Genomic DNA, 15,104 nt, shown 5'->3' with positions numbered 1-15,104 from the left:
CTGTACCTGTGAAATGAAAAAACCACGGGCAAGCCCGTGGTTAAAGAAGAATCAATCTTAGCCGTTACGAGTGAACCGACACCTGTTCAGCCCCTTTTAACCGATCGACCAGCGCCACAATCAGCAACATCACCAGTGATGGCGGCAACCAGGCAAGGCCCTGGTCGGCTAACGGCAGATGCTGACTCAATGCGGGTAACGCTGCTGTAAACCCGGTGGTTTTGATGGCGTCAAGGATACCAAAGAGCAGGCTGACCAGCATAGTCGGCGCGATAATACGGCTGCTTTTATTCCACCAGTTCAGCGTAAAACTCAGCACGACCAGCACGATACAAGGCGGATAAATAGCCGTCAGCACCGGAATCGAAATCTGAATCAGATGGCTCAGCCCCAGGTTCGATACCACCATCGAGAACAGGCCCAGTACAAAGACCAGCGTTTTGTAAGACAAGGGCAAATACTGCGCGAAAAACTCTGCGCAGGCACAGGTCAGGCCGACCGCGGTCACCATACAGGCAATAAAAATCAGGGCGGCAAGGAAGAAGCTGCCCATATCACCAAAGGTCTGCTGAACGTAAGCATGGAGAATTGCCGCACCGTTGGCATTCTGATCCACTAATGCACCACTGCCTGCGCCCAGTTTAAACAGACTAAGGTAAACCAGGGTCAAACCAATGCCGGCGATAACCCCGGCTAAAACCGTGTAACGGGTTAACAGCGCCGCATTATCAATCCCGCGCGAACGTGCTGCGTTAACGATGACAATGCCGAAGACCATTGCGCCCAGCGTATCCATGGTGAGATAGCCGTTAACAAAACCACTGGAAAATGCGGCGCGCTGATAGTCCGCCGTCGCAGGAATCGTTCCTCCCGCCGGCCACAGCAGAGCCGCGACGCCCAGCAGCGTCAGGGCTGCAATTTTTAGCGGTGCCAGAAAATGGCCGACCGTATCCAGCAATTTCCCCGGATAGAGGGAAATCACCATCACCAGCACAAAGTAAATCAGGCTGTAGATAAACAGCGGCAGCTCGCCATCGCCGGTAAGTGGAGCAATGCCCACCTCAAATGAGACCGTGGCGGTACGCGGCGTGGCAAAAAGCGGCCCTACCGCCAGGTAGCAGACCGTGGCCAGAACCACACCCGCAACTTTGCCGATGGGCGTGCTCAGGGCATCAATCCCGCCGCCGACGCGCGCAAGCGCGATCACGGTGATAACGGGCAGACCGACTGCGGTAAGCAGAAAACCAATAGCGGCCACCCAGACATGTTCGCCTGACTGAATACCCACCATGGGAGGAAAGATGATGTTACCCGCACCAACAAACAGGGCAAACGTCATGAAGCCCAGCGCGAGAATGTCTTTAACGGTTAAACGATGTGTCATACGGCCTGTCACTGATGTTGCGATGAAAGATAAGTTTGCGTTGCCCCCTCGCTGCGTTAATACAACGACCGACCAGATGATGACAGCGCATTATGCGCAGCGTCTGGTTTAGCGCAGGTGATTTAAGCTGCTTTTTTTCTGTTCACAGAGGGATAAATCGACAACGGCGGTAAGTAAAACGTTTATAGCGAAGAAAGGCAATACGGGATCGGAAAACCAGAGGGTTATTTCGCAATTTGAATCAATATTAGAGGATCACATCAATATTCTCTGCAACGGCATCAGATGATGTGCTTTAAAAATAAACAAGCGATGGTAAATATCAGCATAAAGGCGGGTTTGTATGCACAAGTGGCGCATTTATTGCGCCACGCTGCACACATTCCGCTATCACCAGACCTGATTCGCGACGTTCACGACCAGTCGAATCTTCTGCCACTGCTCTGCTTCGCTCAGGCTGTTGCCCTCTTCCGTCGAGGCAAAACCACACTGCGGACTGAGGCAAATCTGATCGAGGCTGATGTACTGGGTCGCTTCCTGCAGGCGCGCTTTCACCTGTTCGGCATCTTCCAGTTCACCCACCTTCGTGGTAATTAAGCCAAGCACCGCCTGCTGATGGCCGGGCTTGATGAACCGCAGTGGTTCGAATCCGCCAGAGCGATGATTGTCGTATTCAAGGAAAAACGCATCCACATTCACGGAGCCGAACAGGATCTCGGCCACCGGCTCGTAGCCACCTTCAGAAATCCAGGTGGAGCGGAAATTGCCACGGCACACATGCAGGCCCACGGTCAGGTCGGCCGGTTTCCCTTCTAACGCCTTATTCAGGACGCGCGCGTAGGTGCGGGCCAGCTGGTCTGGATCGTCGCCACGTTCGCGGATCTCCCGCTTTTGATCGTCTGAACAAAGGTAGGCCCAGACGGTATCGTCCAGCTGTAAGTAGCGACAGCCCGCGTCGTAAAAGGCTTTGATCGCCTCTTTGTAGGTCTGTGCCAGATCGTCAAAGTACACATCGAGATCGGGGTAAACGTCAGCGTCGATGACTTTTCGGCCGCCGCGAAAATGCAGCACGCTCGGGCTGGGAATCGTCATTTTGGCTACCGCATCGCCTGCTACGCTTTGCAGGAAACGAAAATGATCCAGCATCGGATGCCCGTCAAAACCCAGTTTGCCGGTGATTTTTACGCCGTGCGCTTTCGTCTGCACGCCGTTGAACTGAATGCCCTGCTCGGCTTCAAAATGCTCAACACCTTTCAGACCGTAGAAAAAGTCAAAATGCCACCAGCCGCGGCGAAATTCGCCATCGGTCACGACCTTAAGGCCATTTTCACGCTGCTTCGCGACCACGTCCCGAATCGCGTCGTTTTCAATATCGCGCAGTTCATCAGCGCCGATCTCACCCGCATGAAATTTTTCTCGGGCATGCTTAATAGCGGCGGGACGAAGAAAGCTGCCAACGGTGTCGGCGCGAAACGGGGCGGTTTGTCTTTGCATGATCACTCCTGGTCACCGGCCAGATAATTTCGGGCGGGAATAGTTACATAATGTTATTTTAGCCTTCCAGATGGCTAAACGTCTGGATGTAGATTCCCACGCGATGTGCTCACGTGCAAACGAATAATATTCACTTGAGATGAAATAATTTCATGTTGCGAGGCCGGATTCTGACTGTGCTCCCCTTGAGGTTTGCACCGAGGCAATCGGCGGGGATTTATGCCCCTGATGCGGCACAGGTCCCTGCCAGACGTGCGGCAGGAACGGGAAAACATAGGCGAAGGCGGTAACCCCTTTGGCTGTGGGCGAGCGGGGAAACTTACCGGAGGGAGGCGCGCGCCAGGTTCATTTGCGTTTCAGACAGCGGCAGATAGCCGGCCTCGATGACGCGCTGCTGCCCTGCACTAGACAGAACCTGTTCCAGAAAGGCGGCTAACAACGGCGGCAAGGGCTTACCTGGCACTTTATTAACGTACAGATAGAGCGGACGTGCCCAGGGATAGCGACCGCTGCGGATAGATTCAGGATCGGGCGCAACGGCTTCCCCCCTTTTTGTGATAACCGGCAGCAGTTTTACCCCACTCAGGTGAAAACCGAAGCTGGCATAACCGATGCTGCGCGGATCCCCGGCGACCGCCTGTACCACCGCCGCCGAGCCGGGAAACTCCGCCACGTCGTTGCGGAAATCGCCCTGACACAGCGCCTGCTGCTTGAAGAATCCCCATGTGCCGGAGGCCGAATTGCGGCCATAGCGCTGGATAGATCGCTGCTGCCACTCAGCCTGATGCAGACCCAAATCGCCCCAGCGTTCGGGCACCTGGTTTGCGCCACACAGACGCGTGACGGAGAACAACGCATCAAGCTGGCGGGGATCGATGGACGTCAGCGGATTGCGCTGGTTGACCACCACCACCAACGCGTCCATCGCCACCGGCACGGCCAACGGAGGATAACCGTATCGCGCCTCAAACGCCTGGCGCTCATCCGCCTGCATGGGACGGCTCATTGCCCCTAACTGGACGGATCCGGCTGTCAGCGCGGTTGGCGCCGTTGAGGAGCCCGATGCCTGAACCTGCACATTTACCCCGGGTGACTGACGGCTAAAGTCATCGCCCCACAGGGTCATCAGATAGCCGAGCGTGTCCGAGCCTGCGCTGCTGAGATTGCCTGAAAGCATCACAGGCTGCGCCTGCACCAAGGCAGGCAAGAGAGAAAAGAACAGCAAAAAAAGAAGGCGCATCGTTCCGGTCCGTCAGCAGTTAATGAACCGCATTCTCCTGCATCCCGTTAGTCACAATCAACCGTGGTGCCAGGGTAAAGGTAAAACAGGTTTCCTGGTGCGGGATGCTGGTGATCTCCAGCCGCGCATTGTGATGGCTGAGCGCATGCTTCACGATGGCCAGCCCAAGACCGCTGCCGCCGGTCGCACGTGAACGCGCTTTATCCACCCGATAAAACCGCTCTGTCAGGCGCGGGATGTGCTCAGGTGGAATGCCGGGGCCGTTATCACAGACTGTAAATACCGCGCCCTGCTTGCTGCGCAGCCAGCTGATATCAATGCGCGTCCCCTCGGGCGTGTGGTTCACCGCGTTGTAGACCAGGTTGGAGATAGCACTGCGTAATTGTTCATCATTGCCAAACACTTTCAGGTGAGGATCGGTATGAAAATGGATGGCGTGACGTCCGCCGCTCAGGGTTTCAGCTTCATGCTGCAGGAGTTTGAGCATAACCGGTACATCAACCTTTTCTTTCAGATTAATGGCCGGAGCCGCCTCAATGCGCGACAGCGTCAGGAGCTGTTTGACCAGGCTATCCATTCGCCGGGTTTGCTCCGACATCGTGTGCAACGCTTTGTCCCGTGAGCGCTGATTCATGACGGAGTCATTCATCATTTCCAGATAGCCCTGAAGCACCGTTAAAGGCGTGCGCAGTTCATGGCTGACGTTGGCAAAGAAGTTTCGCCGTGCCCCTTCAAGCTGATGCATCTGGGTCACGTCGCGAGCCACCATCAGCCACTGGCCTTCGCTGTAGGGCATCACACGGAATTCCATGTGGTGCTGGTTATTCAGCACCAGCGTAAGCGGCTTATCGAAATCACGTTGCCGCAGATAGCGAGAAAATTCAGGATAACGCAGCAGATTAAGGATATTTTGCCCGTTATCTTCTGGCCAGCGCAGCCCCAGGTGCTGCTGGGCCAGGCCATTGCACCAGAAAATAGTGCCCTCTTCGGTCGTGAGTATCACGGCGTCCGGCAGCGACTCCGCGCCGCTGCGAAACCGCTTAATCAGATTACCTAATTCGCGCCGCCGCCGCCGGTTGCGCAGTTGCATTTGATACAACCCGTAAAACAGCGGTTCCCAACTGGCCTGTCCGGACGGTGGCGTCATCGTGCGATCCAGCCACAGCCAGTGAGACAGGCGCATCAGGTTGTAAAAATGCCACAGTAAAATACCGACTACGCTCAGTAACAGCAGCCACGGCAAATAGCCGAACAGCAGGCCGAGCACCAGCGCAGGCAGACACGCCAGCACCAGTTCGGACAGTAATCTCTTCCAGGAGAGGCGTTCCAGCACGGTTAAAGCTCCGTTTAAAAGCGGGCAGAGAAACGATAACCTGTTCCGCGTACGGTTTGTACCATGCGATCGTGGCCGGTCAGTTCCAGCGCCTTACGTAAACGACGAATATGAACGTCAACCGTACGATCTTCAACATAGACGTTAGTGCCCCAGACATGATTGAGTAACTGCTCACGGCTGTAAACACGTTCAGGATGGGTCATAAAGAAATGCAGCAGCTTGTATTCTGTCGGCCCCATTTCCAGCGGTGTGGTTTCTGACATCACGCGATGCGAAGAGGGATCCAGGCTCAGGCCCTGCATTTCGATCACATCTTCTACCGCCATCGGCGAAATACGACGCATAACGGCTTTAATTCGCGCCATCAGCTCTTTCGGGGAAAACGGTTTGGTGATGTAGTCATCGGCACCGACTTCCAGTCCGCGTACCCGATCTTCTTCCTCGCCGCGCGCGGTGAGCATCATGACCGGTATATCACGCGTCATGGCTTCACGCTTAAGATGTTTAATAAATTGTATGCCGCTGCCGCCGGGTAACATCCAGTCCAGCAGGATCAGGTCAGGCCAGGGTTCAATCAGCTTGCTGACGGCGCTGTCATAATCTTCTGCCTCAATCGGCTGATAATCGTTTTGTTCCAGTACGAAACATAACATTTCACGGATTGGAGCTTCATCTTCCACAACTAAAATGCGCTTAGCCATTATTACTCCTGCAGGTAGGACGGCTTTCACTGATATTTGCGGCGCCATTATGCGTCAGTTTTGTGACACTTTTATGAAAAAGTTAGCCATAAAAACCGGCCTGCAACAACCATTTATGACAACATGACGACATGTTTTGTGGCTTTAGTGACTGAGCCAGTATAATTGCCGGGCAAATCGATTTGGCAGGGAGTTTTATGCGCATTATCCACACCGCGGACTGGCACCTGGGGCAGTTCTTCTATAACAAGAGCCGCGCCGCCGAGCACCAGGCCTTTCTTGACTGGCTGTTAATACAGATCGAACAGCATCAGGTCGATGCGCTGATTGTAGCGGGCGACCTGTTTGATACCGGTACGCCGCCCAGCTATGCGCGTGAAATGTTTAACCGCTTCGTGGTGGCGTTACAGCCCAGCGGCTGTCAACTGGTGGTGCTGGCGGGCAATCATGACTCGGTGGCAACGCTGAATGAATCGCGCGAACTGCTGGCCTGTCTGAACACCCGGGTCGTTGCCACGCCGCAGGAGAGTGACGACGTCATGATCCTGACAACCCGTCAGGGTGAACCCGGCGCGCTGCTGTGCGCGATTCCCTATCTGCGCCCGCGCGACATTATGCGCAGCCAGGCCGGTCAGTCTGGACGGGATAAACAGCTCAGCCTGCTGGAGGCCATCAGCGCCCATTATCAGCGCAGCTTCGCGGCGGCACAGGCGCTGAACATGTCCCTGCCGATCGTGGCGACCGGCCACCTTACCGCCCTTGGCGTCAGCAAAAGTGACTCCGTGCGCGATATCTACATCGGCACGCTGGATGCGTTTCCTGCCTCGGCGTTTCCGCCGGCCGATTACATCGCCCTTGGACATATTCATCGCGCTCAGCGCGTCGCGAACAGCGACCATATTCGCTACAGCGGCTCCCCTATTCCGCTGAGCTTTGACGAGCTGGGCAGCGAAAAAAGTGTCTGTCTGCTGACTTTCAGCCCGCACGGCCTGGAAACCCTGACCCTGCCGGTTCCCACCTTCCAGCCGATGCAGATGCTTAAAGGCTCCCTGGCGCAAATCAGTGAGCAGCTCGCTCACCTTTCCCCTCCCAGCGGAGAGAAGCCGGTCTGGCTCGATATAGAAGTCACCACCCAGGAGTACTTAAGCGATCTGCAGCGCCAGGTTGAAGCGCTGACGGCAGATTTACCGGTGGAAGTGCTGCTGTTACGCCGCAGTCGTGAACAGCGCCAGCACAGCCTGGCGCAAACGGATAACGAAACCCTTAGCGAACTTAAGGTCGAAGAGGTTTTTGCCCGACGCCTGGCGCTTAATGAGGAGCTTGATGACAAGCAGATCGCCCAGGTCACGACCCTGTTTAAGCAGACGCTGGCCGACCTGGAGGCGAACCCATGAAGATCCTCACGCTGCGATTCAAAAACCTGAATGCGCTGAAAGGAGAATGGTTTATCGATTTTCGCACCGAACCTTTCGCCAGTAATGGTCTGTTTGCCATTACCGGCGCGACAGGTGCCGGTAAAACCACCTTACTGGACGCTATCTGCCTGGCGCTGTATCACCAGACGCCGCGCCTGGGTGCGATTTCTCAGGGCCACAACCCGCTGATGACGCGCGACTGCGCCGAATGCCTGGCCGAAGTCGAGTTTGAAATCAAAGGCGAGGCCTGGCGGGCATTCTGGAGCCAGAACCGCGCACGAGGCACGGCCGACGGCAAACTGCAGGCTCCCCGCGTCGAGCTGGCTCGCTGCGCAGATAATCAGATCGTTGCAGACAAAGTGGGCGACAAGCTCAAGCTTACCGAAACGCTTAGCGGCCTGGATTTTGAACGTTTTACCCGTTCAATGATGCTGTCACAGGGCCAGTTCGCCGCATTTCTTAACGCCAAAGCGAATGAGCGCGCAGAGCTGCTGGAAGAGCTGACCGGAACGGAAATTTACGGGCTGGTTTCCATGGCCGCGTTTGAGCGCCATAAAGAAGCCAAAAATGCGCTGGAACTGATGCGCAGTCGGGCAGGCGGCATGGCACTGCTTGATGAGGCGACCCGCGCCGGGCTGCAGCAACAGCAGTCAGCCCTGACTGAGGCCGAGCAGCAACTCAGCCGTCAGTTTGACACCGCTCAGCGGCAGCAGCAGTGGCTGCAGCTGGCACAGCAGCTGAGCGCGGATGCTGAACAGGTGAACGCCGCCCGTCAGGCCGCCGACGCGGCGAGTCAGGCGGCAGAGGCCGATCGCCAGCGTCTGGCACGAAGTGAACCGGCAGAAAAACTGCGCGGTGCGCTGCAACAGCGCGACAACCTGCAGACTGAACGCGCGGAGCTGCAACAGCGTCAGCAGCAGTTAAACCAGCAGATGCAGGCGACCGCCCACGAACAGCAGCAGTTGCAGCAGCGTTATCAGGAAACCGAAGCGGCGCGCGAACAGGTGCGTTTGCAACAGCACCAGCAGGAAACGCTACTGAGCGGACAGGTTATTCCACTCGATCAGGCGCTCTCGGCCCTGCAGCAGCAAATTCAACAGCTGCAGCATGAAACCGCACAGCAGCAGGCGAGCTGTACGCAGCGTGAACAGGCGATGCAAACCGAGCACCATAAGGCCAGCGATCTCCAGCAGGCGCTGGCACAGCAGCAGGCGCGTCGGCAACAGCTGGCGGATATGCCGGTTTGGGGCGAAAATCTTCCGCTGTGGCAGGACCGCTTTGCTCAACTGGCCCGCCATGAAACCGATCAGGCGGCGTCGGCGCAGCAGATTCAGCAACAGGCGTTGCAGCGCCATCAGCGCCAGCAGCAGGTCGAACAGCTGCAACAACAGCTTGCGCCATTGAAGCAGGCCGGGCAGCTCACGCAGCAGGCCTTGTCTGACGCTGAGCAAGCACTAACATCGCTCCATAAGGCGCATCCTCCCGAAGCCTTGCGTCAGGCCTTAAAGCAGTTAACTCAACAGCGTGACGCACGTCAGACGCTGACGTTACTTGCAGCCCAGTGGCAGCCGCTACATCAGCAGCGCGGTCAGTATGAAAAACGGTTACAGGATCTGGAAAAAGCCTGCCAGCAGGCTGAGGCTGAATTACTGACGCTGCGGGAAACATGGAAGCGGGAGAAACAGCAACTCACCGACGTGGAGAAGATTTGCCAGCTTGAAAGCCATATTGCCGATCTGGAAGAACACCGGGCGCGGCTGGAGGCCGGGCAACCCTGCCCTTTGTGCGGTTCCTGCGAACACCCCGCGGTTGAAACCTACCGCACGCTCGAAGTCAGCGCCAACCAACAGCGCAAAGCCGTGCTGCAAAAACAGGTGGAAGCACTGAGCGAAACCGGTACGGCCAAAAATGAGCAGATAAAACACCTGAAGGGCCAGCAGCAGTCTCTGCGCGACGAGCTCGCCAGTGTAGTGCAGCAGCTGGATGCATTGACCCAGCGCTGGCAGGCACTGAGCGGTGAGCTTGCGCTTACCTTCACTCTGAACGACACCGACGCGCTGGACCACTGGCTGCAGGCGCAAAGCCGTCAGGAACAGGCATTAACTTCGCAGACAGAGACGCTGGAACACGCCGAGCGAACGTATCAGGCGGCAAAAGAACAGCATCTGCAACAGCAGCAGACACAGCAGCAACACCAGCAAACGCTGCAGTTGACGCAACAGCAGCTGGAGAACGAACACCAGGCGTTACTGACTTTACAGCGCCATCACCAACAGGCTCAGGCGAATGCTCAGCCGCTCCAGGAGGGGCTGGCGCAACAATTCGCAGGCTTCGGCCTGACGCTGCCTGACAGCGCACAGCGCGACAGCTGGCTGGCTGAACAGCAACAGCGCTGGCAGCAGTGGCAGGAAAGTGAGCGGTTGCTTGCTAACTTGCAGCCTCAGTTGGCGCGCGCGGAAAGCCAGGCTGACGCCCTGCGCCAACAGCTGCAGCTTGAGCAGCAGCGCCTGAATCAGCAGCAACAGCAGCTCGCCGCACTGGACCAGCAATACCGCGAAAAACGTCAGCAGCGTGAGGCGTTGTTTGGCGATCGGGATGTCATTCAGGCCCGTCGGCAGATGCAGGAGAGCGTCGAGCATCATGAGGCGCAGCTGACGCAGCAGCGTGAACGGCTGCAGCAGTCTCAGGCTGAAGCCAGCCGCCTCCACGGCCAACTGACGTTGCTGGAGAGCCAGCTACACAGGTTGGGCACTCGCCTGACGGACGCTGAGCAGCACTTCAACGCCGCGCTGGCTGCGGCGGAATTCCCGGACGAGGCGAGCCTGCGGGCCGCGTTGCTTGACGAGCATGAAGCGCAACAGCTTCGCCAGCGACTGCAGCAGATCGATCAGCATCTGCTCCATCAACAATCCCGCCTGGCAGAGCTGCAGCAACGGCTGGCAACCCATGAGCAGGCTAAACCCGATAAGATGCCTGAGTCCGCCGATGCACTGACCACACTGCTGGAAGCGTTGCGGCATTCTCTGAGGGAGAACGCCAGTCAGCAGGGACAACTGCAGCAGCAGTTGCAAAGCGACGCCAGCCTGCGGACCCAGCAGCAAACGTTGCTGGCTCAGATTGCGCAGGAGGAAACCACGCTGGCGCAGTGGGCGTTGCTTAACGATCTGATCGGCTCGGCGACCGGGGATAAATTCCGGCGCTTTGCCCAGGGACTCACACTCGATCACCTGGTGGCGCTAGCTAACCGCCAGCTGGATCGTCTGCATGGTCGCTACCTTTTACAGCGCCGCGCCATCGATGCGCTGGAACTGGACGTGGTGGATACCTGGCAGGCGGACAGCGCACGCGATACCCGCACGCTGTCAGGTGGAGAAAGCTTTTTGGTGAGCCTTGCGCTGGCGCTGGCGCTGTCCGATTTGGTCAGCCATAAAACGCGCATCGAGTCGTTATTTCTTGATGAGGGTTTCGGCACGCTGGACGCAGAGACGCTGGATACCGCCCTGGATGCGCTGGATGCGCTCAATGCCAGTGGAAAAACCATTGGCGTGATCAGTCACGTCGAGGCGATGAAAGAGCGCATTCCGGTGCAAATTAAGGTCCGCAAAATGAATGGCCTGGGATACAGCAAACTTGAATTGCCAGGTACGTAAGAGGTTAATTATGTTGAGATGTACAGGAATTATGGCGGCCACGATGCTGCTGCTGGCAGGATGCAGTCATCATCCTGAGGCTTCCGAAGCGCAATGCGCGTCAGGCCTGCCCCAGGCGCAGTGCCAGGACGTGAACCGCTATATTCGCGAGGTCAATGCGTCCGTCATGCGCAATTTTCACAATGCGAAAAACTATGTGGGCCAGCGTTGCCTGGTGACGGCACAGCGTCGCCCGGATGGGCGCTATAACGTGATGCGAACGGAAGGAAATGAGTCGCTGTGCCTGAAGGCCTGGCAGAGCGTCAGCAGCGCGCGGGATATGCCTTTGCCTCCACCGCACGCCCCACAGCAGCTCGTCTTTGCCTTCGCGCCGGTTCGCTGAGCCAGCCCTGTGCATCCTCCAGTATGTTGCACAGGGCCGCAGGCCACGGCGGCGTTTATTCCGGCCACAGCCAGGCCGCGCCGCGCACACCACTTGAATCCCCGTGCATCGCTTTCAGCACCGGCGTTTCACACTCGCCGCCAAAAACCCATTTCTTCATCAGCGTGGGCACCGTCTGGTACAGGCGGTCCACGTTGCTCATGCCGCCGCCCAGCACAATCACGTCGGGATCGATCAGGTTGACAACCTGAGCCAGGGATTTTGCCAGACGGATTTCATAGCGGCTCATTGCCAGGGCAGCCACGGGATCCTGCTGCTCCAGCAGTTTGACAATCTCAGCGCCTTTGCGCGCCACACCGCTTAACCGCTGATAGTCGATAGCAAAGCCGGTACCGGAAACAAAGGTTTCAATGCAGCCCTGCTGGCCACAATAACAGGGGACTTCCGCGCGGTAACGCAACTCGTCTTCATCCATCCACGGCAAAGGATTATGACCCCATTCGCCCGCATTGCCGTTGCCGCCAATGCGTGACGCGCCGTTTATCGCTACGCCTGCGCCCGAACCGGTGCCGATGATTACCCCAAACACCAGTGCCTGCCCCGCGCCTGCGCCATCGACCGCTTCGGACACGGCCAGACAATTCGCGTCATTGGCTATGCGGATGTCACGATTCAGCGCCTGCGCCAAATCTTTATCCAGCGGCTGACCGTTTAGCCAGGTGGAGTTCGCGTTTTTCACCCGCTGCGTATAGGGCGAAATCGTGCCCGGAATACCTAAGCCTACCGTCCCGGTTTGGCCGGTTTTTTCTTCGGCGAGGCGGACTAAATCAACGATGGCCTGCACGGTCGCCCGGTAGTCGTCACGGGGCGTGGAAATCCGATGGCGAAACAGCTCTTTTCCCTCGCCGGACAGCGCAATCACTTCTGTTTTGGTGCCGCCCAAATCAATGCCTATGCGCACGGTTTATTCCTCATTATTCGTTAGGGTGTTTTCTACACTAAAAGGCGAATGCCTGAAAGGCAATGAAACCGCTCCGATGTTTCGCTATCATGCGCACACTTAGTGAGATTTGTGCGCCCGATCGCGCCACGGTAAGGAATCCCGATGTTGTGGTTTAAAAATATGATGGTTTATCGTCTGAATCGTGACATTCCGTTGTCCGCAGACGACATGGAAAAACAGCTGGAGGCTTTCACCTTCTCGCCCTGCGGCAGTCAGGACATGAGCAAGACCGGGTGGGTGGCACCGATGGGCAATCGCAGCAATGCCCTGACCCACGTCAACAACGGTCAGATTGTCATTTGCGCGCGCAAAGAAGAAAAAATCCTGCCCTCTCCGGTCGTGAAGCAGGCGCTGGAGGCAAAAATCGACAAGCTTGAGGCAGAGCAGAGCCGCAAGCTAAAAAAGACGGAAAAAGATTCGCTGAAAGATGAAGTGCTGCACAGCCTTTTACCGCGTGCGTTCAGCCGTTTCAGTCAGACCTATATGTGGATCGACACCGTGAACAACCTGATCATGGTGGACTGCGCCAGCGCTAAAAAAGCCGAAGACACGCTGGCTCTGCTGCGTAAAAGCCTGGGTTCGCTGCCGGTTGTGCCCCTGACGCTGGAAAGTCCGATTGAACTTACCCTGACCGAATGGGTGCGTTCCGGGGATGTTCCGGCCGGTTTTGCCCTCATGGACGAAGCCGAGCTCAAGGCCATTCTGGAAGATGGCGGCGTGATTCGCTGCAAGAAACAGGATCTGGTGTGCGATGAAATTGCCAACCATATCGAAGCCGGTAAGCTGGTGACCAAGCTGGCGCTGGACTGGCAGGAGCGTATTCAGTTCGTATTATCCGACGACGGCTCGGTGAAACGCCTGAAGTTCAGCGATACGCTGCGTGACCAGAATGATGATATCGATCGAGAAGATTTTGCGCAGCGTTTTGATGCAGACTTTATTCTGATGACCAGCGAACTGGCAGCCCTGACCAGCAATCTGGTTGAAGCGTTAGGTGGCGAAGCTCAGCGTTAATGCATTTGGCCGCAGATTGCCTGCGGCCGTTCTTCTTAGTCTTTCAGATAGCGGCAAAGATATGCGCTCGGCTCGCCTACCTGCAGATGAAACTCGCTGTGGCCCGGTACGTTAAACACCGATCCCGCCTCAAACCATTTCCACTCTGTCTCACCCGGCAGCAACACTTTCATTGAGCCGCTTACCACGGTCATCTCTTCCGGTTGGGCGGTGCCAAACGTGTATTCACCTTCTGCCATAACACCGACGCTGGCACGGCCGGTGCTCGCACTGTCAAAACCGATGGATTTAACTTTTCCGTCAAAATACTCACTTACATTGAGCATAAACCTTCCTCACAGCACATTAGGGTGACTGGCAGTGTAGAAGGGAACTTGCTGATCTGTCACGCGAAATAGTGAGTGATTGTGATCGCCGCGCGGCAATGGCTGCCGCGGGAACCAGGGGAAATCAATGGCTTCCTTGCCAGAGCAGAGGCTTACTCTTTTTCTACATCTTCATAGCGATCTTTTGCATCATGCGCTTCCTGCTCTGATTCGTGCTCGCTGATTAACGAATCTGGCTTGGGATGGTCGGCCCGCAGTTGCCATGACGTCACTTTTTTGCCTTCGGGGCCTTTTTCCACAGTGACAACGCGCGCTTCTCGGGGGTAAGGAGGTCTTGTCGGCATAATGTGTCCCTCTTCGCTAAATGACATTCCACACGACAGGCGATTGCCTGCCATGGGATAAGTATAGTCAATACGGCGGAAAGGACGGCGAAAGCGGGATAAATCTGAGGGTTAACTGGCACGCGCCAGAGATAACGACTGCAGGATCTGTTCAACGACGCGTTCAGGTGCCAGCATGGCGTTCACCTCGTGATGCGCGGCAGAACGGTACAGGTGCGCACGGGCGCGCAGCACTTCACCCATTTCTTCCGCGATGGGGCGTCCGGTTAACGTGGGGCGCTGAGCATTTTCCGGCTGGCTTTCCAGACGACGGGCCAGGATATCAGGCGGTGCACTTAACCAGATCACCTGACCGTGCTCACGCATATAACGGCGATTACCTTCCGCCAGCACCATTCCGCCACCGGTGGCGATAATGGTTGACGGGGCGGTTACGGCTTTGAGCGAGTCGGTTTCACGCGCACGAAAGCTCTCCCATCCTTCCGCAGCCACAATTTCCGCTACGGTACGCTGCGTCGTGAATTGCAGGTGATGATCGGTATCGCGAAACGCATAACCCAACGCATGAGACAGGGCTTCACCGATAGTGGTTTTTCCGCATCCGCGCGCACCGATCAAAAAAATGGACAAGGACATCAGGGCAGTTCCTCCGCCGCGCAGCCCATCACAGCTGCAGGTTAGGCTCAATAATAGGACGCATCATAGCGGGAATTTATTTCGTCCTCTACCCATTGAGCGTATTTTACGCATGATTGCACCCACTCTTGCAAAAAAACAAAGAAATACAGAAGGTTAACGATGCACATTTTGTGCAT

The 15,104-nt window shown here is 56.6% G+C and carries 13 protein-coding genes; 4 read left to right on the top strand and 9 right to left on the bottom strand.

What is annotated here, in order from left to right:
• Window positions 1-64: 64 nt before the first annotated feature.
• The 5 genes from brnQ to phoB all read right to left on the bottom strand — a co-directional run bounded on the left by brnQ (window position 65) and on the right by phoB (window position 6,155).
• Window positions 65-1,384 carry a branched-chain amino acid transport system II carrier protein gene (gene brnQ, locus DFO57_RS16500; RefSeq protein ID WP_014593055.1) on the bottom strand — a complete coding sequence of 440 codons (1,320 nt, stop codon included), beginning with the start codon at window positions 1,382-1,384 and terminating at the stop codon, window positions 65-67.
• Between the two features lie 390 nt (window positions 1,385-1,774).
• Window positions 1,775-2,878, bottom strand: coding sequence for a cobalamin-independent methionine synthase II family protein (locus tag DFO57_RS16495; RefSeq protein ID WP_013024847.1), 1,104 nt, complete (start codon window positions 2,876-2,878; stop codon window positions 1,775-1,777).
• 319 nt (window positions 2,879-3,197) lie between these two features.
• Entirely contained in the window at window positions 3,198-4,118 is a 921-nt protein-coding gene (locus DFO57_RS16490; RefSeq protein WP_064373309.1) for a PstS family phosphate ABC transporter substrate-binding protein, read from the bottom strand.
• 19 nt (window positions 4,119-4,137) lie between these two features.
• The gene (gene phoR, locus DFO57_RS16485) at window positions 4,138-5,451 is read right to left on the bottom strand and encodes a phosphate regulon sensor histidine kinase PhoR (protein ID WP_013024845.1); all 1,314 of its coding nucleotides are present in this window, start codon (window positions 5,449-5,451) and stop codon (window positions 4,138-4,140) included.
• A gap of 14 nt (window positions 5,452-5,465) precedes the next feature.
• Entirely contained in the window at window positions 5,466-6,155 is a 690-nt protein-coding gene (gene phoB, locus DFO57_RS16480; protein ID WP_014606457.1) for a phosphate response regulator transcription factor PhoB, read from the bottom strand.
• A 197-nt stretch (window positions 6,156-6,352) separates the two neighbouring features.
• Here phoB and sbcD point away from each other — a divergent pair, with 197 nt between their 5' ends.
• The 3 genes from sbcD to DFO57_RS16465 are packed head-to-tail and all read left to right on the top strand — an operon-like array spanning window position 6,353 to window position 11,602.
• Entirely contained in the window at window positions 6,353-7,549 is a 1,197-nt protein-coding gene (gene sbcD, locus DFO57_RS16475) for an exonuclease subunit SbcD (RefSeq protein ID WP_015700853.1), read from the top strand.
• Entirely contained in the window at window positions 7,546-11,220 is a 3,675-nt protein-coding gene (locus tag DFO57_RS16470) for an AAA family ATPase (protein ID WP_110015533.1), read from the top strand. Before sbcD ends, DFO57_RS16470 begins: the two co-directional genes overlap by 4 nt.
• Before the next feature lie 10 nt (window positions 11,221-11,230).
• On the top strand, window positions 11,231-11,602 hold the full coding sequence (locus DFO57_RS16465) for a cell envelope integrity TolA C-terminal domain-containing protein (RefSeq protein ID WP_014606460.1): 372 nt from the start codon (window positions 11,231-11,233) through the stop codon (window positions 11,600-11,602).
• Window positions 11,603-11,657: 55 nt separating this feature from the next.
• Here the strand turns inward: DFO57_RS16465 and mak are convergent, their stop codons facing one another.
• Window positions 11,658-12,563 carry a fructokinase gene (mak, locus tag DFO57_RS16460; RefSeq protein WP_013024840.1) on the bottom strand — a complete coding sequence of 302 codons (906 nt, stop codon included), beginning with the start codon at window positions 12,561-12,563 and terminating at the stop codon, window positions 11,658-11,660.
• Between the two features lie 144 nt (window positions 12,564-12,707).
• Here mak and rdgC point away from each other — a divergent pair, with 144 nt between their 5' ends.
• Window positions 12,708-13,619, top strand: a complete 912-nt coding sequence (gene rdgC / locus DFO57_RS16455; RefSeq protein ID WP_078829199.1) for a recombination-associated protein RdgC — start codon at window positions 12,708-12,710, stop codon at window positions 13,617-13,619.
• Between the two features lie 35 nt (window positions 13,620-13,654).
• Here rdgC and ppnP read toward each other — a convergent pair whose 3' ends face one another.
• The 3 genes from ppnP to aroL form a co-directional block, all read right to left on the bottom strand.
• Window positions 13,655-13,945: a pyrimidine/purine nucleoside phosphorylase gene (gene ppnP, locus DFO57_RS16450; RefSeq protein WP_013024838.1), complete on the bottom strand. Its 291-nt coding sequence runs from the start codon at window positions 13,943-13,945 to the stop codon at window positions 13,655-13,657.
• A gap of 152 nt (window positions 13,946-14,097) precedes the next feature.
• Window positions 14,098-14,289, bottom strand: coding sequence for a YaiA family protein (locus tag DFO57_RS16445; protein WP_014606461.1), 192 nt, complete (start codon window positions 14,287-14,289; stop codon window positions 14,098-14,100).
• A gap of 111 nt (window positions 14,290-14,400) precedes the next feature.
• Window positions 14,401-14,925: a shikimate kinase AroL gene (gene aroL, locus DFO57_RS16440; protein ID WP_014593048.1), complete on the bottom strand. Its 525-nt coding sequence runs from the start codon at window positions 14,923-14,925 to the stop codon at window positions 14,401-14,403.
• Window positions 14,926-15,104 lie beyond the last annotated feature (179 nt).

This window comes from Pantoea sp. AG702 (genome assembly GCF_003182295.1).
Taxonomy (GTDB): Bacteria; Pseudomonadota; Gammaproteobacteria; order Enterobacterales; family Enterobacteriaceae; genus Pantoea; species Pantoea ananatis.
This window is presented reverse-complemented; position numbering and strand designations above follow the sequence as displayed.

What these genes read in the sequence shown, in the direction of transcription:
- brnQ (WP_014593055.1), bottom strand. Translation starts at nt 1,384, where the DNA reads ATGACACATCGTTTAACCGTTAAAGACATTCTCGCGCTGGGCTTCATG.
- DFO57_RS16495 (WP_013024847.1), bottom strand. Translation starts at nt 2,878, where the DNA reads ATGCAAAGACAAACCGCCCCGTTTCGCGCCGACACCGTTGGCAGCTTT.
- DFO57_RS16490 (WP_064373309.1), bottom strand. Translation starts at nt 4,118, where the DNA reads ATGCGCCTTCTTTTTTTGCTGTTCTTTTCTCTCTTGCCTGCCTTGGTG.
- phoB (WP_014606457.1), bottom strand. Translation starts at nt 6,155, where the DNA reads ATGGCTAAGCGCATTTTAGTTGTGGAAGATGAAGCTCCAATCCGTGAA.
- sbcD (WP_015700853.1), top strand. Translation starts at nt 6,353, where the DNA reads ATGCGCATTATCCACACCGCGGACTGGCACCTGGGGCAGTTCTTCTAT.
- DFO57_RS16470 (WP_110015533.1), top strand. Translation starts at nt 7,546, where the DNA reads ATGAAGATCCTCACGCTGCGATTCAAAAACCTGAATGCGCTGAAAGGA.
- DFO57_RS16465 (WP_014606460.1), top strand. Translation starts at nt 11,231, where the DNA reads ATGTTGAGATGTACAGGAATTATGGCGGCCACGATGCTGCTGCTGGCA.
- rdgC (WP_078829199.1), top strand. Translation starts at nt 12,708, where the DNA reads ATGTTGTGGTTTAAAAATATGATGGTTTATCGTCTGAATCGTGACATT.
- ppnP (WP_013024838.1), bottom strand. Translation starts at nt 13,945, where the DNA reads ATGCTCAATGTAAGTGAGTATTTTGACGGAAAAGTTAAATCCATCGGT.
- DFO57_RS16445 (WP_014606461.1), bottom strand. Translation starts at nt 14,289, where the DNA reads ATGCCGACAAGACCTCCTTACCCCCGAGAAGCGCGCGTTGTCACTGTG.
- aroL (WP_014593048.1), bottom strand. Translation starts at nt 14,925, where the DNA reads ATGTCCTTGTCCATTTTTTTGATCGGTGCGCGCGGATGCGGAAAAACC.